The sequence below is a fragment of the Sphingobium sp. 22B genome, from assembly GCF_001580035.1.
GTDB lineage: Bacteria > Pseudomonadota > Alphaproteobacteria > Sphingomonadales > Sphingomonadaceae > Sphingobium > Sphingobium fuliginis.
This window is the reverse complement of the sequence record NZ_LTAB01000026.1, coordinates 14,590-35,934: the sequence shown is the minus strand read 5'-3', so window position 1 is coordinate 35,934 and position 21,345 is coordinate 14,590. Positions and strand designations below refer to the sequence as shown.

At 61.7% G+C, this 21,345-nt stretch carries 21 protein-coding genes and 1 other annotated feature; of the genes, 13 read left to right on the top strand and 8 right to left on the bottom strand.

The features are described 5' to 3' along the window. Positions 1–4: 4 nt before the first annotated feature. The 12 genes from A0J57_RS19505 to A0J57_RS19450 all read left to right on the top strand — a co-directional run bounded on the left by A0J57_RS19505 (position 5) and on the right by A0J57_RS19450 (position 11,640). Positions 5–370, top strand: coding sequence for a hypothetical protein (locus tag A0J57_RS19505; protein ID WP_046766243.1), 366 nt, complete (start codon positions 5–7; stop codon positions 368–370). Next, positions 363–1,019, top strand: a complete 657-nt coding sequence (locus A0J57_RS19500; RefSeq protein WP_046766242.1) for a type-F conjugative transfer system protein TrbI — start codon at positions 363–365, stop codon at positions 1,017–1,019. Before A0J57_RS19505 ends, A0J57_RS19500 begins: the two co-directional genes overlap by 8 nt. Further along, positions 1,000–1,539 (top strand): S26 family signal peptidase, encoded by a 540-nt coding sequence (locus tag A0J57_RS19495; RefSeq protein ID WP_046766241.1) that lies wholly within the window; start codon positions 1,000–1,002, stop codon positions 1,537–1,539. Before A0J57_RS19500 ends, A0J57_RS19495 begins: the two co-directional genes overlap by 20 nt. Continuing rightward, the gene (gene traW / locus A0J57_RS19490; RefSeq protein ID WP_046766240.1) at positions 1,536–2,192 is read left to right on the top strand and encodes a type-F conjugative transfer system protein TraW; all 657 of its coding nucleotides are present in this window, start codon (positions 1,536–1,538) and stop codon (positions 2,190–2,192) included. The genes A0J57_RS19495 and traW overlap by 4 nt, the downstream gene beginning before the upstream one ends. Further along, positions 2,189–2,461 carry a hypothetical protein gene (locus A0J57_RS19485; protein ID WP_319024297.1) on the top strand — a complete coding sequence of 91 codons (273 nt, stop codon included), beginning with the start codon at positions 2,189–2,191 and terminating at the stop codon, positions 2,459–2,461. Before traW ends, A0J57_RS19485 begins: the two co-directional genes overlap by 4 nt. Then, the gene (traU, locus tag A0J57_RS19480) at positions 2,458–3,480 is read left to right on the top strand and encodes a conjugal transfer pilus assembly protein TraU (protein ID WP_046766239.1); all 1,023 of its coding nucleotides are present in this window, start codon (positions 2,458–2,460) and stop codon (positions 3,478–3,480) included. Before A0J57_RS19485 ends, traU begins: the two co-directional genes overlap by 4 nt. A gap of 12 nt (positions 3,481–3,492) precedes the next feature. After that, entirely contained in the window at positions 3,493–4,236 is a 744-nt protein-coding gene (trbC, locus tag A0J57_RS19475; protein WP_046766238.1) for a type-F conjugative transfer system pilin assembly protein TrbC, read from the top strand. After that, entirely contained in the window at positions 4,233–6,125 is a 1,893-nt protein-coding gene (locus tag A0J57_RS19470; protein WP_046766237.1) for a conjugal transfer protein TraN, read from the top strand. The genes trbC and A0J57_RS19470 overlap by 4 nt, the downstream gene beginning before the upstream one ends. Next, positions 6,115–6,498, top strand: a complete 384-nt coding sequence (locus A0J57_RS19465; protein ID WP_226869716.1) for a hypothetical protein — start codon at positions 6,115–6,117, stop codon at positions 6,496–6,498. Before A0J57_RS19470 ends, A0J57_RS19465 begins: the two co-directional genes overlap by 11 nt. A gap of 33 nt (positions 6,499–6,531) precedes the next feature. Further along, the gene (locus A0J57_RS19460; RefSeq protein ID WP_046766236.1) at positions 6,532–7,350 is read left to right on the top strand and encodes a conjugal transfer protein TraF; all 819 of its coding nucleotides are present in this window, start codon (positions 6,532–6,534) and stop codon (positions 7,348–7,350) included. Between the two features lie 65 nt (positions 7,351–7,415). Next, the gene (locus A0J57_RS19455; protein WP_046766270.1) at positions 7,416–8,816 is read left to right on the top strand and encodes a conjugal transfer protein TraH; all 1,401 of its coding nucleotides are present in this window, start codon (positions 7,416–7,418) and stop codon (positions 8,814–8,816) included. A gap of 16 nt (positions 8,817–8,832) precedes the next feature. Beyond that, positions 8,833–11,640, top strand: coding sequence for a conjugal transfer protein TraG N-terminal domain-containing protein (locus A0J57_RS19450; protein WP_046766235.1), 2,808 nt, complete (start codon positions 8,833–8,835; stop codon positions 11,638–11,640). A 7-nt stretch (positions 11,641–11,647) separates the two neighbouring features. Here A0J57_RS19450 and A0J57_RS19445 read toward each other — a convergent pair whose 3' ends face one another. From A0J57_RS19445 to A0J57_RS27370, 4 genes are all read right to left on the bottom strand, one after another. After that, the gene (locus A0J57_RS19445) at positions 11,648–11,848 is read right to left on the bottom strand and encodes a hypothetical protein (protein ID WP_139111429.1); all 201 of its coding nucleotides are present in this window, start codon (positions 11,846–11,848) and stop codon (positions 11,648–11,650) included. Positions 11,849–12,269: 421 nt separating this feature from the next. Beyond that, positions 12,270–14,540: a Tn3 family transposase gene (locus tag A0J57_RS19440; protein WP_062017345.1), complete on the bottom strand. Its 2,271-nt coding sequence runs from the start codon at positions 14,538–14,540 to the stop codon at positions 12,270–12,272. Between the two features lie 89 nt (positions 14,541–14,629). Continuing rightward, positions 14,630–15,858 (bottom strand): IS3 family transposase gene (locus A0J57_RS19435; RefSeq protein WP_099187114.1). Its coding sequence is split into 2 segments (ribosomal slippage): positions 14,630–15,570 and positions 15,570–15,858, totalling 1,230 coding nucleotides; the frame shifts between segments, so codons are not numbered across the junction. Beyond that, positions 15,461–15,577: a sequence feature (AL1L pseudoknot), on the bottom strand. Its footprint overlaps the gene before it by 117 nt. Positions 15,859–15,873: 15 nt before the next feature. Next, entirely contained in the window at positions 15,874–16,329 is a 456-nt protein-coding gene (locus A0J57_RS27370) for a DUF4158 domain-containing protein (protein WP_082718745.1), read from the bottom strand. A gap of 364 nt (positions 16,330–16,693) precedes the next feature. Here A0J57_RS27370 and istB point away from each other — a divergent pair, with 364 nt between their 5' ends. Further along, on the top strand, positions 16,694–17,422 hold the full coding sequence (istB, locus tag A0J57_RS19420) for an IS21-like element helper ATPase IstB (protein ID WP_046766228.1): 729 nt from the start codon (positions 16,694–16,696) through the stop codon (positions 17,420–17,422). Positions 17,423–17,488: 66 nt separating this feature from the next. On the opposite strand, the gene A0J57_RS26995 is transcribed toward istB, so the two are convergent. The 4 genes from A0J57_RS26995 to A0J57_RS19405 form a co-directional block, all read right to left on the bottom strand. Continuing rightward, on the bottom strand, positions 17,489–17,707 hold the full coding sequence (locus tag A0J57_RS26995) for a sigma factor (RefSeq protein WP_226869720.1): 219 nt from the start codon (positions 17,705–17,707) through the stop codon (positions 17,489–17,491). A 177-nt stretch (positions 17,708–17,884) separates the two neighbouring features. Next, positions 17,885–19,483 (bottom strand): AarF/ABC1/UbiB kinase family protein, encoded by a 1,599-nt coding sequence (locus tag A0J57_RS19415; RefSeq protein ID WP_046766227.1) that lies wholly within the window; start codon positions 19,481–19,483, stop codon positions 17,885–17,887. After that, positions 19,483–20,163, bottom strand: a complete 681-nt coding sequence (locus A0J57_RS19410) for a TetR/AcrR family transcriptional regulator (RefSeq protein ID WP_226869715.1) — start codon at positions 20,161–20,163, stop codon at positions 19,483–19,485. The genes A0J57_RS19415 and A0J57_RS19410 overlap by 1 nt, the downstream gene beginning before the upstream one ends. Before the next feature lie 122 nt (positions 20,164–20,285). Continuing rightward, a complete protein-coding gene (locus tag A0J57_RS19405; RefSeq protein WP_046766226.1) occupies positions 20,286–21,233 on the bottom strand; it encodes an MlaD family protein in 948 nt (315 codons plus the stop codon). Positions 21,234–21,345: the final 112 nt, after the last annotated feature.

Sequence of the window (21,345 nt, the reverse complement as noted above, 5' to 3'; positions counted from 1 at the left end):
AGTCATGCGAGAACTGACAATCAGTGCTAGTGAGGAGATCGTGCGGAGAGCGGAGCGGCGGCGGTCGCGCCAGTTTTGGGCGGGCCTGGCAGCGCTGACGCTGAAACTGGCGGGCTTTTTGGCCACGACCCTGCTCCTGAGCTGGGGTCTCCTTGCCCTGTTCTTCTTCGCGATCGGCGGCTTTTCAATCGATGGCATGGTGATCCAGCTCCATAATTTCACCACGCGCTATTTGGCGGCCGATCCTGCGCGGCTTGCCGCTTTCCGGCACTTGGCCGTCGCCATCTATTGCGGCGCGGCCCTTCTCCTCATGATCCTGCGCCGCCATCATATCCTGCCCGCGCCGCAGAGGAGCGCCCGCCATGGCTGAGCAGCAGGAACTCGATCTGCCCGCGCCGGACCCCGTCCTCCGTCCACGCCGTACCAGCCTGTTTGCAGGCTTCACCCGCGGCCAGCTTCTGGGTGGCGCGGCGTTGGCCGCGGCCCTGGTCTGGGGCATGTGGGTCACCAAGACCTTGCTCGCGCCACCGGCCGAGCGGATCGTGTCGGCGCGCCTCTCGACCATTGTCGGCGAATATGTCCAGGCGCAGGCGCATTCGGCATCCTCGCCCGCCCAGGTCGAGGCCGAAATGCGCCGTTTCATGGGCACGCTCGACCAGGAGTTGCAACGACGCTCGCGCCAGGGCGAGATCGTCATGGTGGGCGAGGCGGTCCTGTCCAAAAATGTGCCGGACATCACCGAGAGCATCAAAAAGGCCGTCTATGCCTCGGGCATCGCCATGCCAAAGCAAGCGAGCGCCCAGCAATTGCTGAGCCTTCAGCGCGAGACCGGTGGTCTTGAAGGGCCAATGCCAACTCCACAATCGCAGGCGTCTGCTCCGTCGCCGATGCCCGCCATGCCGTCGCCCGCCGGAGCCTCGTCACCATTCGCGCCCGTGCCTCTGGCAGGTGAGTATCCCGGCGGGATGGGCGCTTCGGTCTCAAGCTTTGGAGGGCACGATGGCGCTGGTGGTCAGTGATAGCCCGCGCGTATCGGGCTGGCGTCCGCGCAAGCGGCTCTGGGCGCTGCTCGGCATCGCCGTCATCGGCTATGGCGCCTGGCAGGCCCTTCACGGTTGGCGCGAGCGCCATGCGGTGCTGATCAACCTCACCGACTCGCTGCCCAACTGGGCGTTCCTGATCCACCGCACCAAGGTTCCGGCGCGCGGTGACTATATCTTCTTCGATCCGCCCGCCAATGCGCTGGTGCGACGGCACTTCGGGAACCCAACGCCGCTATTCGGCAAGATTGTCTACGGCATGCCGGGCGATGTCATCAGCCATGACGGCACCGACGTTCGCATCAACGGTCGGCCGGTCGCGCATAGGAAGGCGCGTACGCGCCTCGGCGAGCGGCTAACGCCGGGACCGACCGGCGTGATCCCGAATAGCTGCTATTATGTCGGCACGCCGCACAAGGACGGGTTCGACAGCCGCTATGGCGAGATTGGTCTTGTCTGCGCGCGGCAAATCTTCGGGGCAGGGGTGCCCGTGCTGTGAGGGTGCTGCTCACCGTCCCCATCGCCGGCGCTGCGCTGGCGGGTGCCCTGCTGATCATCGGCCCAATGCGTTCGGAAGCGCGGGACTATGGCGCGGTCGGCCAAACCTTCCCGGTCATCGAACCCGATCTCCTGGCCACTATCGAAGCGCGGCTGAAACGCGCCGAGGCGAGCGGCGAACTGGCGCGGATGAACGCGGCTTTTGCCAAGAGGGTGGAAGCCAAGGTCCGCCGGCCCGATCCCGTGGCCGGAATCACGCCTGCGCAGGCGGCGCGCAGCTGGCAGTTCGATCCGACGGTCACGCTCGAGCAGGATATCAGGGACCAGAAGGGGACACTTATTGCGGCGGCGGGGCAGAAGATCAATCCGCTCGATTTTGTGCGGCTCACCCAGGCGCTGGTGTTCGTCAATGGCGACGACGCGGCCCAGATGACCTGGGCGACGACCCGGTACAGCGACGCCAAGGCGAAGATCATCCTGGTCAGCGGCTCACCGATCGATGAGATGACCAACCGCAAACGCCGTTTCTATTTCGATCAGGAGGGGCGGCTTACCGCCAGGTTCGGCATCCAGCACACGCCCGCCGTGGTGCGGCCTGCGGGCCGGGTCATGCAGATCGAAGAGCTGCTGCTCGACGCGAAGAGGGCCGGATGATGCCGCTCTGGCTCGATCTCCTGCGCACGCCGATGGCGGCGCCCGAAACCCGGTTCCTGCGGGCGATGCGGCATGTCTGGCAGGGTCTTTACCTCGCCCTCGCCACCACCATCCTGCTGCTCGACCCATTGAAGCAACTCCTCGGCAGCAGGGCCTCGCTCCTCATCGCCGGGCTCATGCTCCTCACCGCCACCCACAGCCTCATCTATCTCCGCGTCAAGAATCGGGCGGACACGGAGTGGCTCACCCAAGCCGGGGAGGGCGAATGATGCGCAGCCTTCGCGCCTTGCTGATGATCCTCGGCCTGCTGGCGGCGTTCGCTCTCACCCCGCAGCGCGCCGAGGCAGCGGGGCCGACCTGTCACGGCAAATTCGCCAATCCCATCACGGATGTCTGCTGGTCCTGCCTGTTTCCTCTTTCGGTCGGCGGCACGAAGATCTGGCCGGGCAACCGGCCCGATACCGGCAATCCCGCCTCGCCCATCTGCGCCTGCGCCGACCCGCTCCCGCGCATCGGCATTTCGGTCGGCTTCTGGGAACCGGCACGCCTCGCCGATGTCACCATGAAGCCCTGGTGCTTCCCCAATCTCGGCGGCATCCGCGTCGCGCCCGGCTTCGATATCGGCCAGGGCTATATGACCGGGCCCTCGATGGTCGGGGGGCGCTCGCAAAGCACCGCCAAATGGCATGTCCACTGGTATGTCTATCCGCTGCTCTATTGGATGGAGGTATTGACCGACTTCGTCTGCTTCGAGCAGGCGAGCTTCGACATCGCCTATATGACTGAGGTCGACCCGCTCTGGCAGGATGATGCGCTCTCGGGCCTCATCAACCCCGAAGCGATCGTCTTTGCCAACCCCGTCGCGCAGGCCGCTTGCGCCGCGGACTGCATCGCGGGCACCGTCGGCGTGCCGCTCGATCCGCTCTTCTGGTGTGCGGGCTGCCAGGGGTCCATGTATCCCATGAACGGAAATATTCCCTCATCGATCGGCCATGTGCAATCCTCCCGGCTCGCCCTGTCGCGCTTCGCCTACAAGATGCACCGCCAGGCGCTGGCCTGGGGGACGATGGGGTCCAAGGGCCTGTGCAAGAAATATCTGATGCCGATCATGCGCAAGCAGCAATATCGCTTCCAGATGGTGAACCCAATCCCGACGGTCTCGGGACGTTTCGCATGTTCGGCGATCGGCGCCTCGACCTTTCCGCCCGACGCGGGCCGGGCCTTCCCCGCCGTCGGCGAGGATATGGGCTATCTGGTCTGGCGCAAGCGCAACTGCTGCGTGTTTTAGGGGAGGGACGCCATGCATCTCGCCAGGATCGGGCTTGCCGCCCTTTTCGCCACCGCCGGCCTCTCGGCACTGCTCGCCCAGACTGTCGAGGGGATCGACGTCCAGGCGGTCAAGAAGCGCGCGGCGGACATGCAGGCGGAAGCGAATGCCTTTGTCGATGAGGTCAAGGATCGGGGCGACGCATTCCGGGAAGAGGCGCTCAGCGTGCATGAGTACGGCACGGAAAATATGAAGCGGGTCGCCGCGAGTGATCTCCCGACCGGACCTGCCGGCCCCATCGACTTTGACGCGATCGTCGAGGGGGCGGCGCAGAATCTCACCGCCAAGCCCGGCGAGGCACCGCAGTTCATCGCCTTTGCCAGCCTCTCCATGCCGCCAGCGTCTTTAAAGCAGATGGTGCGGGATACAGCGGCGGCCGGCGGCATCGTCGTATTTCGCGGTTTTCCCGGCAACAGCATGAAGGTCTTCGCCGGCCAGCTTGGGAAAATCGTGGACGAACAGGATATGGCGAATATCGGCATCGATCCACGTCTCTTCCGCGCCTTCGATGTGGCGGCGGTCCCGACCTATGTCGCGGTCTCCTCCGATTTTGACGTCTGTGCGGGCTTTGATTGCCAGACACGGGTGCCGCCGCATGACCGGATGACGGGCAATGTGACGGTCCGCTATGCGCTCAGCAGCTTTGCGGAAGGCCATGGGCCAGGCGCACAGGTTGCAGGAATCGCGCTCGCTCATATGGACCGGGCAAAGCCGTGAGATACAGGGCCGCGCTGCTGCTGCTGATCAGCGCTGCGGCCGCGGCAGCGCCATTATACGCGCAAATGACGCAGGAACAGGCGCGGGAAGAGGGGAAGGGTCTCGGCAACGCCATGCGGTCGAACGGCGCGCTGGTGCCCAGCGAGCAATCGCAGGCTGAGGCCGTGCCGGGCTATGCTGGGTCGAGCCTGCAGCAGGGGGACTATTTCGATGACCCTGAGAAACTCGAAAATGACAGTGCGGCGCTCAAATCCACGAGCGAGAGCTACCGGATCACCACGGACGCGGATCGAACACGGGCGACCTTCGACAATGACGAGATCAAGTCGACAGCCAGCAGGGCGACCACGATTGAGAATGATCCGGGCAGCTATTTGCAGGGCCAGGAGATCGGCGGCACGAGTGGCAGTTGCACCGCGCTGCCGCCGGGCGACGGGCAGTCCAGCAGCTATGAGGCAACCTGCAATGCCGGCGCCAGCGTTGACCAGAGCCAGCCCAGCTGCACCGTGCCCCAGGTTCCGCAGTTTGAGGAGAAGACGGCATACCGGTACAGCTGCGGCTACTGGTATAATGAGGTGTGGCATAAGCAGATCCGATGGGATCCCAACACGAGCAGCAGCAGTTGCACCGGCTTTGAAACCGCCCCGACGTGTAGCCTCGAAAGCACGAGCTTCACCGTAGAGCGCCGCTATGTGGGCCGCCTCAATAAGGATCGCTCGCTTTATCAATCCAACACCGTGCGCACCTATAGCTGCACGGCGCCCGCAGCGTCGACAAACGGCAAGAAATATTGCGATGCCTTCGGCTGCTTCACCCCGGCGCCGGTGGTGGACTTAGGGAGCGGCACGACCAAGGTGCATGTCGGAACGGCGGATGACCTGGCTTCCTGCGTTGCGCCGGTCCGCAATGGACAATGCACGCTCACATCGTCGGTCTGCACGGACAGCGAACCCAGGACCCGGATGGTCGATGGGGTGAGCGTCACACAGGATTGCTGGGCCAAAGCGAACAGCTACCAATGCACCATTATCGGCGAGGGCAATGACTGCGCTGATCTGGAGGCCAATGCCCAATGCAGCTTCCTGCGCAAGGAATGCATCGATGACGAGGAGGATCCGGCCTACGACCCTGGCGCCTGCAAGGTCTTTGAAAATGTCTATCGCTGCCCGGTGCCGCAGAGCGAACGGGGTGCGGAGAAGCAATATATTTGCGGCGGCGACGTCTACTGCATCAACGGCGACTGTGAACCGATCGTCCGTGAGGCCTCGACCGAGTTCAAGGACGCGCTGGTGGCGCTCCACTCGATCGACCAAGCCGGCAAGGAGTTTGACGAAAATAATTTCACCGTCTTTTCAGGGGAACGGGACAGCTGCCACAAGCCGGTATTTGGGCTCATCAACTGCTGCGCGGGGAAGACCTCCGGGCTGTTGACCATCGGCGCGGGCGCGGCGGCGCTTGCCGGCGGCCCCGCCGCGATCGCGGCGTTGGCGACGCCTTTCTTGACGCTCTTCGCCTGCTCGCAGGGCGAGATGAAGCTCGATATCAAGGACCGGATGGGCTTTTGCCACAAGGTCGGCACCTATTGCTCGTCCAGCATCCTGGGCATCTGCAAGACCAAGCGTACCGCCTATTGCTGTTTTGAGAGCAAGCTCTCGCGCATCCTGCAGGAACAGGGCCGTATCCAGCTGAACAAGCCCTGGGACAAGCCCAAGAAGGAGCAGTGCAAGGGCTTTACCATCGAGGAGTTTGCGAGCCTCGATCTCTCGGTGATGGATTTTACCGAAGTCTATTCCGAGTTCATGGACGCGGCCAAGCTGCCTGATGAAGTCCAGACCATGACGGACATTCAAGCGAAGATACAGGGATATTATGATCTCCATGGCCAATGAGATGATGGCGCCCCGCGCTCCCTTTGGATGGGACATGACCGCCTTCGAGCTTGCCATCTTCATCTGCGTCTATCGCAGCCCTTCGCCGATGCGCGCGCAGGAGATTCACGATGGAGTAGGGCGATGGTTCGACTGCGGGATTCCGGGTGAGTCCCTTGCCGATAGCGTCGGCCACATGACCGGGCGCGGCTGGCTCATCAAGCGCGGCGACCGGTTTCGCGCAACCATCCAGGGCCGCGACATGGCCCGACCGCTCATGAACGGCATCATCCGCATGCTCGACCAGGGCACGCGGCTGCTCGATGTCGCGCTGATGATGTCGGTGCTGCAGCTCACCAAGGGGGAACTGGACAGCGCGCCCGGCGGCCATTGAGGTCGCGTGTTTAAGGCAAGGAGGGTCGATAAAATGGCGATGAAAAGCGTGCTTGTGGCGTGGATGCTGGCATCGGCCATAATTTCCGCTCCCGTCCACGCGGACGAACCCGGTGCGGCGACCGATGGCGTGGAGCAGTCCGATGCGGGAGACGATTTCTATTGCCGGGAACGCCGCCTCGGCCAGTGGTTCTATTGCGTCAGGCCCAAGGCTGAACCGGAAAAGCCAGCGCAAACGCCCCAGCAAAGCGCCGCCGATCGGATGGCGGCGATCACGAAGGAACTGGATGAGCTCAAGGCACGAGCGATCCTCGAACCGACAGAGCAGAATGTCATCGCCTATGTCCGTTTCCAGCGGGAGCAACTCGATCGCGCCTCGACCTTCTCAGACACCTGGCAGCGGGCGCTCTGGCAGAACCCCGATCTCGATTACACGCTTCAGCGGCCGGTCAGTACGGTCGGCAAGCGCGCCTGGCTCGATAATCGCAAGGCCGATCGAGACGCAGTGCTGGAAACATTGGGGCAGCGCTACGGGCTTTTCTATTTCTACGCGCAAAGCTGCGGCGCCTGCGAGATATTCGGGCCGATCCTCAAATCCGTGGCCGACAGCCATGGCATGGCGGTGATGGCGGTGTCGATGGACGGCGGGCCGAACCGCGATTTTCCCGATTATGTGGTGGATGCGGGCCAGCGCGTGCGCATGGGTGTGCCGGGCAACGAGACGCCGGCGCTGGTCCTGTTCGACACCGCGACCAAGCGGACGGTCCCCGTCGGGTTCGGGATGCTGAGCGCCGACGAGATCATGGATCGGATATTCATGCTGACCAACACCAAGGTGGGGAGTGATTATTGATGGCACAGCCAAGCAAAGACAGCAGGCTCCGTTCTCTACTTCAGCGCGGGGCTGCTGCCGTCACCCTGATGACGGCGGTGCATCTGAGCGTCATCGGCGTTGCCGACGCCAATGTGGCGTCCGAGATGAACAGCTTCTTCAATGATGCGGGGGGCGCTGCCAACATCACCGGGCCCACCGCCTTCCAGGGCCAGTCGGCGGGCTATTATTCGCTGGGCAATGTCTGGACGCGCTTTCCGCAGAAAAGCGTCTCGCCCTTCAACCTCCAGCTTCCGAGCGCGCGTGCGGGCTGCGGCGGCATCGATCTTTTCTCAGGTTCCTTCTCCTTCATCAACGCGTCCGAGATCGTGGCGATGCTCAAGGCCACCGCCAACAATGCGCTGGGCTTTGCCTTCAAGCTCGCGATCGATTCCGTCTCGCCTGAAATCGGCAAGGTCATGGACGAGTTCAGCCAAAAGGCGCAACTGTTGAACCAGATGAACATCTCCAGCTGCGAGACCGCGCAGGCGCTGGTCGGCGGCATATGGCCGCAGATGGACACGACCCGCGCCACTATCTGCGAGGCGGTCGGCAACAGCCAGGGTGTCTTTTCCGATTGGGCCGCCTCGCGCCAGGGCTGCAATAATGGCGGGAGCCGCGACAGCACAATCGCGGGTAATTCCGACGCGGCGATGAAGGACCAGCTGGTCGGCGAGAAGCATAATTATACCTGGGAGGCGCTCAGCAAATCCGCCAAATTCGGGGCGTTCGACCAGGAATTTTCCGAATATGTGATGACGTTGGTCGGCACGATCGTCACGACGCCCTCGACCGATGCCAGCGTCGGCGGCAAGGTGGTGATGTTCGGGCCTGCCGAGGATGCGGTGGTGACGGCGCTGCTCGATGGCACCGAAGGCGGCTCGGCGGTCAAGATTCTCAAATGCAATGATGGGGATTGCTATGATGTGGGTGAGCAGACGTTGACCATCCCCCGGGCGAGCGCCCTTCGCCCCCGCATCCAGCAGATGATCGATGACATGTATGGGAAGGTCCGCTCCAACACGGCGCTCACCGCCGCTGAACGCCAGTTGCTCAACCTCGCCACCGTCCCGCTCTACAAGATCCTGACCGTTTACGCCTATGCGCATACGCAGCTCACCTATGGCGAAACCGAGGCGCTGTCGGAGATCGTCGCGGTCGACCTTCTGAACGCCATGCTCGACAATATGATGGACCGGGTCGAGCAGTCGAAGGTCCATTATCAGACGGCCGACCAGGCGACCGCCGATCAGTGGAAGCAGCAGATCACCGCAGCCCGGCAGCGCTTCTCCCAGCGCGAGATGAAGCTCAACACCAAGCTCCAGGTGACCATGCAGGTGATCAACCGGACCATGGCACTGGAATCTACGCTCCAAAACAGCATGTCGCCAGGCATGGCCGCGGCATTGAGCTTCTCACGCGGGCTGTCCGCCCAGGGCCTCAACTAGGCGGGAGGGACGGGCGATGCTGGAGGTCTTCACGGTCGGCGGCGGCGAATATCTCGTCAACACCTTCAACGCCGTCGCGGCCTGGTCAGGCGGCGGGGGCTATCGCTCTATGATCCGCGTCGCCATGGTGATGGGCCTTATCTACTCGCTGTTCGTCGTCGCCTTCACCCTGAACTACAAGGCCTGGCTCAACTGGTTCCTGCAGGCGACGCTTATCTATATGTGCTTGATGGTCCCGACGGTCAGCATCAAGGTGACCGACCGCATCAATCCCAGCCTTGCCCCTGCCACCGTCGAAAATGTGCCGTTAGGCCTCGGCGTACTGGCAAGCTTCACCACCCAGATCGGCGATTATCTGACCCGCACGGCCGAGACCGTGTTCGTCATGCCAAGCGAGCTCAATTATTCCACCAACGGCCTCATCTACGGCGCGCGGCTCTTTGACGCGACCCGCAATTTCATCATCCGCGATGCTGAATTTTCGACGAACCTTGAGCAATATATGAAGCAGTGCGTGTTCGGCGACATCATGCTCTATCAAAAATCGCTGACCGATTTGGCCAAGGCGACCGATCTCTGGGCGGCGATCGCCACCGAGGCGGAATCGCGCTCACAGGAATGGCTCGAACGCAGCGGCACCACGGTCACGCCTTATATCGTGACCTGCCGCCAGGCCTATCAGATGCTCGACGCGCAATGGGCACCGATGATCGATGCGCATGCGCCGATCTGGGGGAAGGAAGCCTATCCCAAGCTCAGCAACACGCTGGCCGCCGACAAGCTCAAACATGACATCCCTGTCGTCAATGGCGCTTTTACAGGGTCCGGCGATGGCTTTGCCCAGGCGATGCGCCAGAATACGGCGATCAACGCCTTCATGCAGGCGCGTAACAATATGGTGGGTGGGGCGGCGGCCGGCGCGATCGACAGCTTCGCGCAGACCCGCGCCGACATGCAGGCGCGCAACACCTATAACAGCATCGCCCAGCAGGCGATGGCCTGGGTTCCGATCCTCAACATCGTGCTGACGGTCGTCTTCTTCGCCATGTTCCCGGTGATTTTCCCGCTGTTCCTCATGCCGCAAACCGGGGTGTCGGCGCTCAAGGGCTATGCGACGGGCTTTTTCTATCTCGCTGCCTGGGGACCGCTTTATGTGGTGCTTCACATGATCTGCATGACGCGAGCAGAGGAAGCCGCGACCGGCGTGGCCGAGGGTGGCATGACGCTCGGATCCTATGCCGGCATTGGCGCGGTCAACGCTGAAACCGCGACGATCGCCGGGTTCATGCTGATGAGCGTGCCGTTTCTCGCCGCCGGGCTCGCGCGGGGCGCCATGTCGATCGCCGGCCAATCCATGTCGATGCTGGCGCCGGCGCAGAATGCGGCGGAGGCAGCCGCGCTCGAGCAGACCACCGGCAATTACGCCTATGGCAATGTGAGCTGGGCAAACCAGACGTCCAATATGCGGCAGAGCGACCAGTGGAACACTGCGGCGACGTACCAGGACGGTGGGCCGGCCTATAGCTTCCGCAATGACAATGGGTCCGTGATGTCGGCGTTCGGCAATGGCAGCGAGGTGATCGACATGCATCAGGCGATTTCGCGCCTTGATGTCGAACCCCGCGCATCGACCGGCTTTGTGTCCGAACTCAGGGAGCAGGCGAGCGTCGCGGAGCGGCAGGCCAAAGCTTATGAAGCCGCGGCTTCGGACATCCTCACCAGTACCCACACCAATCGCAGCGCCTTTGGCACGTCGAGTGAGCAAAGTTCCGGGTGGGACAGCAGCCGCGGACGCTCATCTGGGACGTCGATCGAACGGTTCGATCGTAACACGGCGTCGTCCAGTGCAGGAACAGAGGAGAGGTCGTCGGTTGGTCAAAGTCAAAGCATTTCGCAAGGTCATGATAGGACGGCTGGAACAATTGACGCCGTCGCTGGCGAGATACGTGCCGGCATCGGTGGTGCAGGGGCTGGTGCAAAGGGAAAAAGCGGCCGCGGTATTGGTAGCGTATTACCAGGTGTTGGTGGGACAGTTAGCAAAACCGGGCAGCAAATTGATACGATGCGTCACAGCAACTCCGATCAACGAAATACGGAATCAAATAATTCCTCTTCGGTCAATATGCGTGACGAGCATGCAAATGGTTCAAATGCCAACGAGACGCTTGGAACCTATGACCGTGATGGAACATTCGATCGGGCTTCAATGTCTGCGAGTTCATCCAGAAGTACGGAGGATTCACTTTCGCGCGCCAAATCGTACCAAGAGACCGCACGAAAACTCCACGAACTATCGGAGCAGCTTAGTCGTGACGCGAGCTATGCCGAAACCCATGGAATGCAACTAAGCGCCAATCTTTCGCAAGAATTAGCGGATTGGTATCGCATGGAGCAGTCCCGCAATCCTGGAATGGGTGCTCCAGAATTGTGGGTGACCACGCTGACCGATCAGCAGCGTGATGCGAGGAATGCGTTGATCGGTTCATGGATGCAGCAAAAGCAATCGGCGATCCGAGAGGATGTGCAGGAATTGATACATAGCCCAAACCTTGTGGACGTTCCTCATCGAGAGATCGGAAATTTCGACACCGTCCGCGCGACATATCATCCGCATTCCGTGGAGGGGATTCCGAATGGACCAGATACCGGCGATGCAGGAGCAGCAGGCCGAATCATCAATCAGGGTAAAGATTCGATCGATAATGTTCGCGACAATGCAGAAATCCAGCGTGCGTCTGCGGTACGGGGATCAGCGGATGTTCAGGCAGATGTGAACGCTGATCATGAAATAGGCTTCTTCCAGGATCCCCGCTTACGGAGATAGATTGGGATCAAATGTAGATGAAATAGGCGACGCACGAGAATGCGATGAGATAGGCGATGGCGTAGCCAATACGTTGGGCGGTAGTCTCGTCTCCGTCTCCAATCTGATTGGGCTGAAGCGGATCAAACTCATCCTGCGTCATGTGCACGATTGGACAAGCAGGGCTATCCTGCGTCATTCCATATGTGTTCAGGTCGATCTTAAGCACAGCAGCCTCCAAGAGGCTTATATTCGAACCGACGTTCTTCATCAATATCAGGTGTTTAATTCAACTTGAGTTCCGCTCTAACTGCCGAAACACTGTATCGCTTGAGCCGCTGGTCCCAAACGGTGGAAGCGCTGAATGGATGCAGTCGATCAATTTGCAACCCTTCAGAATTGGGCTGAGTCGCGGATCGACATGCGTATCGAATGTGCCTGTGGCCGGACCGTCAATATTCCCTCCAACCCGATTCTGGGTCGTTTCCGGTTTGATAGCGCCGTGTCAGAGGCGGCGAAACCGCCGTATCGGGGGTTCCCGTACGGGTTTCGCCAAAAGTAGCGGTAGGAAAACGGGATAAATTCAACGATTTAGAAATTACCATCGTGAAGTTTCCTCATTAATTCAGTAGCTTGGGATTTTGTGCAGGTTATGGGGTCGCAGCCTTGCGCGGGTGCCCACGCTCCCTGATCGGGAAGTGCAGCTTTCCGTGCATGTTGCTGTGGCGGACCGCGACAGGTGCTACGTGCGCGAGATATTCCGGCGGGTAGCGGCCCGGTCGCGCATCAACGACCTCCTGCATCGCTGCAGTTTTCCAAGCCATGACGATGTTTGTCAGCAGCGTCAGCGCGCCTGAGACTGCCACAATCTCGCTGTGCTTGCGTCCGTGTTTCGCCTCGATCCTGCCCGCCAGGATTGCCCGTTGCAGCTGGTGCACGGATTCTCCCTGAGACAGATTGCGATGCACCTCGCGTCGAAAGTCAGGCTTGACCAGGTAATCGAGCAGGAAAAGGCTACGCAGGACCTTCCCGACCAATGTCCCGGCCTCATAGGTTGCCGTGCCTCTTGCCGCACTTCCGTGCCGATCGATGATTGTCGCGGCCGAACTGTGGCCGGTCTTCAGCGACATGATCACATGGAGCAGGCTGTCCCAGCCTTCCTTGGCAAGCCGCGAGACTTTGACGCGCACCACCATGGGTTCGAGGGTTTGCGGAACGGCTACGCCATCGGGCAGGTACAATTTCCTCGTCGCCAGATCGGCCAGTCGTGGAGCCAGATCAAAACCAAGGAGCTTGGCGGCGGCCATGGCAAAATGGGTGAACCCATGGGTGTCGACGGCGAGCCTTTGCAGTTCGCAGACTTTCTGGTTCAGCGCGCCTTCGATCGCGACGCCCGCCTGTCTGAGGTTCAGCAGCACGGGCTGATCGTAGATGATTGCCCATTGATCGACGACATGCGTGTACGTGCCAACTGCCGGAGTGCGCCGCCGAGGTTCAATCCGGGCCAGCCAGAGATGGCGCGTCGCATCCATGCTCATCATGTCGGCCGAGCCAGCAATGCCGGAGCCCCACAGGCGCGTGATGGGATTGGCGAGCATCGATGCAGCCACACGGTCACTTGCAGCCCGAAACTGTGCGTTCTCTTCCAGCGTTCGCATCATCATCTCGATGCGATCATCGCTCACGCCGTCCAACATGCGAGCCATGTCGGCGGCGGTCTTTTCCGTACCAAGCGCCAGCAATGCAGCGTAGAGCACTTCCAGCTCGGCAGGACGGGTAGGGGCACGGCCCAAAAGCACGCTCGAAAATCCCGTCGAGCAGTCGACGGAGACCATCACCGCGGGAAGTTGGACGTCGCCGATCTGACCGAACAACGCAGACCTAGTTTCGTCGACAGCGGGATCCTTTGGCGCAGCCGACAGCCGCGGAACCTGGAACCGATCGTTGGCAATGCCGATTTCGCCATCGGCGATGGCTTCGCCGAGCATTTCCATCCGCAATGCAAGCGGTTCCTGAAACCGGCGAAGGTAAGCCTCGATCGTCGTTGGCCAGCCATTGTTCCGCAAGGCTTGTGCCCGAGAATTCGCCCAGGTGATAGCTGGCATGAGCTGATCGGCAATACTACGGTGATGCACGCTGTGGCGTGAGCTGGCAGATCCATTGCGAAGGGCGCGTTTCAACAACATAGCCGTAGCCACTTCGAAGGCTGCAAACCTCTGGCCAGGGTTACCGCCCAATATTGCGGCGCCGGAAGGCGACCGAAGGAACGGCTCGCATTCCCACTCCATCAGATCTGTTTGGCGTTTGGAATATTTACTAGCGAGGGTTTCCAGTGCTTGCTGAAGCGGATGAGCAGCCGCGACATCGATCGGCAACGTGCAGACCTGTTGCATGAGGGCGCGAAGTCGCGATGGCGCTTCGCTCATTTGAACGCGAATGGCGGCAACCTTGCCTTTTGTCGCAGGCAAGGATCGCAAGGGCTGCATCGCGCGCAGCGCGACCTGTCGAAATTCGGCATCGATCATTTGGCGGTCGTCGAGCGCGCCGATCATGATGCCTAAACTGGACCGATAGAGTTTCAGCTCGTTCAGCGCGCGCTCTTCCACCGTATTCCGCGCCTGACTCCACAGCTGCCCAATTCGACGACCGGTCTGCATCAAAACGGCGTCAGTCGCTTCCAGTAATTGCAGCCTCAACCAGCAGCCAATCTCGACCGTGCGCCGGGGCTCGGTGAGGCGGGAAAGGGTGGCCGCTTTTTGGCGCGCAATACGGACAGCGTGGAGGCGAATCCGGCCGACTGTCAGGTTCGGCAAGGCAAGCCGATCAGCACCAAGCGATTGAAGTTCAGTGATACGGGATTGCATCATTTGGATATCGTTCCGCCCGAAGCCTTTGGCAGGTGCGCGGAGCCAGTCGAGCAAGGATACGCTTTTGGGGATGGATCTCGCGGCGGAAAGACGACTTGACCAACTGAACCGCACCGAGATTGCCGGAGGCAAGTTTTCTTAAATTAGGCAGCCAGTGGGACGTCGTCCAGCATGGCGTAGTAGCGTTGCTCCGCTTCGACGGGCGGAACGTTTCCGATCGGCTCCAGCAGGCGCCTGTTGTTGAACCAATCGACCCATTCCAGCGTGGCGTATTCGACGGCTTCGAACGAGCGCCAAGGTCCTCGACGGTGGATCACTTCGGCTTTGTAGAGGCCGTTGATCGTTTCGGCCAAAGCGTTGTCGTAGCTGTCGCCGACGCTGCCGACGGATGGCTCGATGCCGGCTTCAGCGAGGCGTTCGGTGTACTTGATGGACACGTATTGCGATCCGCGGTCGCTATGATGGACCAGGCCGCCGCGATGAACGGGCTGTCGGTCGTGGATGGCCTGCTCCAACGCATCCAGCACGAAGCTGGCATGCGCTGTTCTACTGACGCGCCAACCCACAATGTAACGGGCGTAGACGTCGATCACGAAGGCAACGTAGACGAACCCCGCCCAGGTCGCGACATAGGTGAAGTCGGAAACCCATAGCATGTTCGGCGCCGGAGCATGGAACTGGCGGTTGACCTGATCGAGCGGGCGTGGGGCCGCCTTGTCTGCAATCGTGGTGCGAACCGGCTTGCCGCGGATCACCCCTTGCAGACCAAGATTTCGCATCAACCGCTGCACAGTGCAGCGCGCGACATCGAAGCCTTCGCGCTTCATCTGCCGCCATATCTTGCGCGCACCGTAAACACCGAAGTTCTCGGCAAAGACCCGCAGAACTTCGGGCTTCAGCTCCTCATCTCTCCGGACACGAGCAGATTGCAAAGCCGGGTCTCGCCGCTTGGCAAGGCGTTCGTGATAGGTGGATGGGGCGATCGGCAGAACCCGGCAGATCGGCTCGACCCCATAGGCATCGCGATGTTCGTCGATAAAGGCGATCATCGTTTGAACGGGCGGTCGAGCTCCGCCTGGGCAAAATATGCCGACGCCTTGCGCAGTATCTCGTTGGCCTGCCGCAGTTCGCGGACTTCACGCTCCAATGCTTTGAGTTTCTCGGCGGTCTCCGTCGGCACGCCTCCGCGCTTGCCGCTGTCCACCTCCGCTTTCTTCACCCATTCCAGCAGCGTGTGACCGGAACACCCGATCTTCTCGGCAACCGATGTGATCGCAGCCCAGCGTGAGGGATAATCGCCCTCGTGATCCAGCACCATCCGGATCGCTCGCTGCCGAACCTCAGGGGCGAACTTGTTCGTCGTCTTGCTCATCGTAGACCCTCACTCTCAGGAGTTAAGGCCTCCGGCAATCTCGGTGCGGTTCAAACTGCCTGTCAGTTCGGCCCCAACTGCAGCTTCGATCTCCGATCTCAGACCTTCCAATACATGATCCTGCGCCGCGGCGGCAAGTCGCTCAAGCAACCGTTCCCCTGGCAAGACATACGAACGATCGTACAACCACCGACGCGCTTGACGTATCAAATCGGGCCTCGAGATCTGTGTCTCGGCTTGGCATCGCAAGAAGGCCGTCAGCATTCGCAGCACACCGTCTTCCGCAGACCGCCAGCCGATCGCTTCGGCAGCCAGCCGTTGATGCGCGAACAGCGTCTCCGGCGTCGATAGATTGCACGCAACGTTGCGATCTGTGGCGCTGGAATGCCGGCATGATTGGCAACGAACTCGAGGATTCCGGGCGGAATTCTTTCGAACCCGGCTAACGGACGGCCGGTCATACGCAGGAATCCGATGTGCAGGAGCGCCCTAAGCGGGTCAAAGGCCGCCGACGCGAAGAGACATATGGGAGCATATGCTCGGCCGGCTGGAAAAAGTACTCGATCTCCGCATGGGTCAGTGAAGTGGGCAACGCGTCAACGCCCAGATATTGCTCTCGCCAGCTTTCCATCGGCAGCTCTCCTTTGCCGACAGACAAGGCTATGGGAATTCTTGCGGAGAGTCTTTGAAAACCTGAATGCCACACAACCCATTGATATTACGCGGAGCGGCAATGCGGCGTGTCGGCAACATGCTGATTTATCACAACTATTCTTACCGCTACTTTTGGCAAAAGTGGTACGGGAACCCCGTTACGACCAACTGAGGAACTTCCATGCAGCGGCATGACATGATCGACGCGATGCGCGGGCTTGGACTCAAGGGGATGGCTGGCGCGTTCGATGAGGCCGTTACCACCGGCCTTCAGCGGCAGCGCACGACGATGGAGATACTGACCGATCTGCTGCGCGCGGAGGCAACCCACCGCCGCGCAGCCTCGATCCGATACCGAATGACAGCCGCCAAGCTGCCGGTGGTGAAAGACCTCGATGCCTTCCACTTCGAAGTGACGCCGATCAACGAGGCGCTGGTCCGTTCGCTACACAGCGGCGCGTTCCTGCCTGCACAGCGCAATGTCGTCCTGGTCGGCGGCACAGGCACCGGCAAGACCCATCTGGCCATCGCCATCACCGCCAATGTGGTCCGCGCCGGGGCGCGGGGGCGTTACTTCAACACCGTGGATCTGGTGACCCGCCTCGAAGAAGAAGCCCGGATCGGCAAGAGCGGCGCGCTTGCCGCCCAGCTCGCCCGGCTCGATCTCGTCGTCCTAGACGAGCTTGGCTATCTGCCGTTCGCCCGCTCAGGCGGGCAGTTGCTGTTCCATCTGGTCAGCAAACTTTACGAGCAGACCAGCGTCATCATCACGACCAATCTGGCGTTCGGGGAATGGCCAACCGTGTTCGGCGATCCCAAGATGACCACCGCTCTTCTCGATCGTGTCACCCATCATTGCGACATCATCGAGACCGGCAATGACAGCTGGCGCTTCAAGAACCGAAACTGATCCCTGCGGCACGCCGGGATTAAGATGCCTTGCGCTGCGCGCGCCTCCGGTCGGGCTCCGCCCTCCCTACGCCGCTCGCAGTGCAAGGAGCATTCCTCGACCGTCGTGCCATACTCGAAAGGGGGTCCCGTTTGCACGCCGATTGACAGTCCAAGCCTTCAAATTCGTACCGGGCTCAAACGACGCGCGGTGGCGCCAGGCCTTCAGCACGGCTTCCTGAACAAGGTCCTGTGCAGTATCGGAATTCCTGACCAGCGATCGCGCATAGCTCGCCAGCCTAGGCATCAGGTCGCTCAATGCGGCGCCAAATTCCGGCCACTCCTCAGTCGATACATGCGATCGGTTTTCCAATAGTTCGGACAAGAAAGATAGGCCCCTGTTCGATGAAATTAGGCGGCAATATATATACCGACCGGTTTACTTTTCGGAAAAACGCCACCTGTCCTGGATTGTTCCACTCCCTCAGCGCCTCTGCCTGCTTGCGAACCAAGCCCAGGCTGCTGGCAGCACCGCAGATGCCATCATCATTGCGCCGACAACATCATGGTCGCGCTGAAGGATCGCGCCGGCGACGAGCAGCCCGGCTGACAGGATGTTGGGATCGGCGCGCCAGGGCGACGTCGGATTTGGGGAAACCGCGCCTCCCTGTAATTCGATCGGCAGCGCGCCCGACCGCGCTACCCGCTCGGCGAAAGCCACCAGCTCGGGCGAGGCGGCGGCGAGACGGCCCAGGCTCGTCGCCAGCCGGCGTCCGCCCCGCTTGAGGCCGGCCGGGCCGATCCGCTCCCGCAGCAGTTCGCGCGCGATCGGTGCGGCGCGCGCCGCGATGTCGAAGCCGGGATCGAGCCGTCGTACGAACCCTTCGGCGATCAGCAGGGTTCGCAGCAGCAGGGCCAGATCGGGTGGTAGCGCCAGGCGGTAGGTGCGCAGCAGCGCGAAGACGCGACCGAAGACGTCGGCGAGCTCGATCTGCTGGAGTACCGCCCCGCGAAACTGGCCGATCAGCGCGTCGAGTTCGCGGGTCAGCGCCTGGCGATCGACGTCTGTTTCGCCCGACCATTGCAGCAGCACGTCCGTCACCGATCGCGTGTCCTCACCGGCGATCGCAAGGACGAGCGTAACAACCTCGTTTCGTCGGGCGGGGCTGAGCACGCCGACCGCCCCGAAGTCGATGAACGCCAGCGACGCATCGGCGAGGACAAAGACATTGCCGGGATGGGGGTCCGCATGGAACCGGCCGTTGAAGATTATCATCCGCAGGACTGCATCTGCATATCTGCCGGCGATATCCGCACCGCAGTCTCCCGCTCCATCAAGGATAGCGCGGACGGGCATGCCGTCGAGCCGCTGCTGCACATTGATCCGGCGGCCGACCTGATCCCAGTAGAAGGCGGGCGTGCGAACGCCGAGCGGCTGCAGGAACGCGCCGATGCTCTCGCAGGCTGCCGCTTCGGCACTGAGGTCCATTTCCTGCGACAGGCTCTCCGCGAAGAACCGGAGCAGCTCGTCGGGCCTGAGGCGGCGGATCTCCGGTGAGTGTCTCGCGGCGAGCCGCGCAATGCGGCGGAGCAGCCTCAGGTCGGCATCGACACGTTCCGCGATCCCCGGTCGGCGTACCTTTACCACGACCTCGGTTCCGTCGCTCAGGGTGGCTGCATGAACCTGCGCGATCGAGGCCGCGGCGATCGGCTCGCGGTCGAAGCTCGCGAACACGTCCGCGATCGGGGAGCCAAGCGCAGCCAGGATCGTCGGCTCCAGCGCCTCGAACGGCAACGGGGTCACCCGGTCCTGCAGCGTCGACAGCGCGCGCACCCATTCCGGCCCGAGCAGGTCTTCACGGGTCGCCAGCACCTGCCCCAGCTTGACCGCAACGGGTCCAAGGTCCCGCAGCAGCGCGACGACCCGCTCGGGCGTACCGACGTCCACCGGCTGCTCGGAACGACCGGGCAGCAGGCCCAGGCGAGAGGCGAGCCCGTTCAGGCCGTGGCGCCCCATGATCTGGATAAGCTCTGCGAGGCGCGCACGCTCACCGATCTGAGGCTCGTCGTCCGTGGCGGGCATCACTTGCTGCAACCATCCCCGTCTCGCGGGCGGCAGCCATCAAGGAACAGGTCGATACCGCGCGAGATACGATCGCGCGCCGCCTCGTCATAAGCTGGCGGAGACAACCCCAGCGCTGCACGGCGCATGGGGGCAACCACGACGAGTGTGACGAACTGCTCGGCAGCGAACACGGGGTCGGCCAGCGAAAGCTCTCCCTTGGCATTGGCGTGGGCGAGGATCGATGCCACCCACTGGACGGCCCGCTGGTAACCGAAGTCGTGGATGTTCGCCGCGAGCGCGGGGAAACGCACCGCTTGCGCAATGACGACGCGTTCCATGGAGGCGATCCGGGGCGTCAGGAGCCACTCGAGCAGGCGATCGGCAATCACGTGAAGGCGCGCTCCAATGTCGGGTTCGTCGCTGCCGGAGGGTTCGAGCGCGCGCAGCTGCGTATCGATCTCGTCGAGGATCACCGCCTCGAACACGCGCGCCTTGCTACCGAAGCGCGCGTACAGTGTTCGTTTGGAGATGCGCGCTTGGTCCGCGATCATGTCGGCACTGGCGCCATCGAACCCGTGTTCGAAGAACAGTTGGCGAGCGCTCTTGAGGATGTGCGAGGTCAGGCGGAGCGCGTCCTCGGTGGTCGGTCTGCCCATCTTTCGGGGGCGCCGCGCCTTTTTCTTCTCATCATCGCTCAATCTCTTTCTCCTGGACCGAGAATAGCGCGATCCGAGCACTTTGACGAGCAATGCCGCAAGGACCGTAGGCTCCGTGGCCGCGGCTCGGACTCCGCCGACGGCTTGAAAACGTTGCAAGCAGATTATTTCCCAGGCTCTGCGTCAGGCTTGTATGTGGGGAGGGACGGAGAGCCTAGACCCAGCCCCTCCTGATCGATACGAACGGCCGTCTCCCTGACGGCGCTTACCTTGCTCCTTACTGAACCTATTGTCTCGACCAGGCGGTCCTGCAGGGCGGTCGCCCGCTCGATCTCGGGCCTCAGAGCCTCGGCGCGGGCAGCGAATCCTTCAGCTGAGTCACGAGCGATCCCTAATTTGCGGTTCGCCTTAGCAAGAGCGGATGGACCGCGATCTTTCAAGGTGACCCTCAGACTTTCGGCGCGATTGCCTGACCGTTGCAAACCCTCTCCCAAGGCAACCATACGCCCTCGCGCACCGATGAGTCCCTCCGACGCCGTTCCAACCTTGTCTACCCACCCCGCGGAGTTGTGCGCGAGCACCGCAAGACGCTCGTTCGCGCGCTGCTGCTGAGCGGCACCAAGGTTGCGTGAAACGGAGTCCACGGTGCGGCTTACCTTCTCCACAAGTGCTATCGGGTCTCCCCCACCACCAAGAAGCCCGTCCTCCTTGGCAGGAATGATCGGGAACTCCCCGTCTTTTGCGGCAACGATCGGGAGCGCATCATGTGTTGCGCCATCGAGACTGATGTTCGCCGTTCCGCCTAATGCTGATCGGACAATCGTAGCCTTGACGCCGGTAACGATAGGGATTTCTGGTTCCAAATTGACAGCTACCAGAACCACGGACGGGTCTTGGCTGTCGAATCCGACAGATGTAACATGCCCAGCCGGCACGCCCGAAAATGTCACCGGTGATCCCTTTTCAATGCCGGCGACGCTTCCCGAGAAGCGGATCATATAGGGCCTGCGGTTCCCGTTGCGAGGCTCCAACAGCCACAGCGTAAAGACCAAGGTGCCCAGCAGCAAGCCCGTCACCGCGAGAACCAGAAAGCTGTTCGACCGTGTCTCCATCGAGATGATATCCCATTAAGGCGGCAGGTAAGTTTTAGGCCGTACCGTCCCCGCACATCAGCCAGTGCCTGAAGGACGCCGATTCTCGGTGTGCGAACAGCACGGTAAGCCT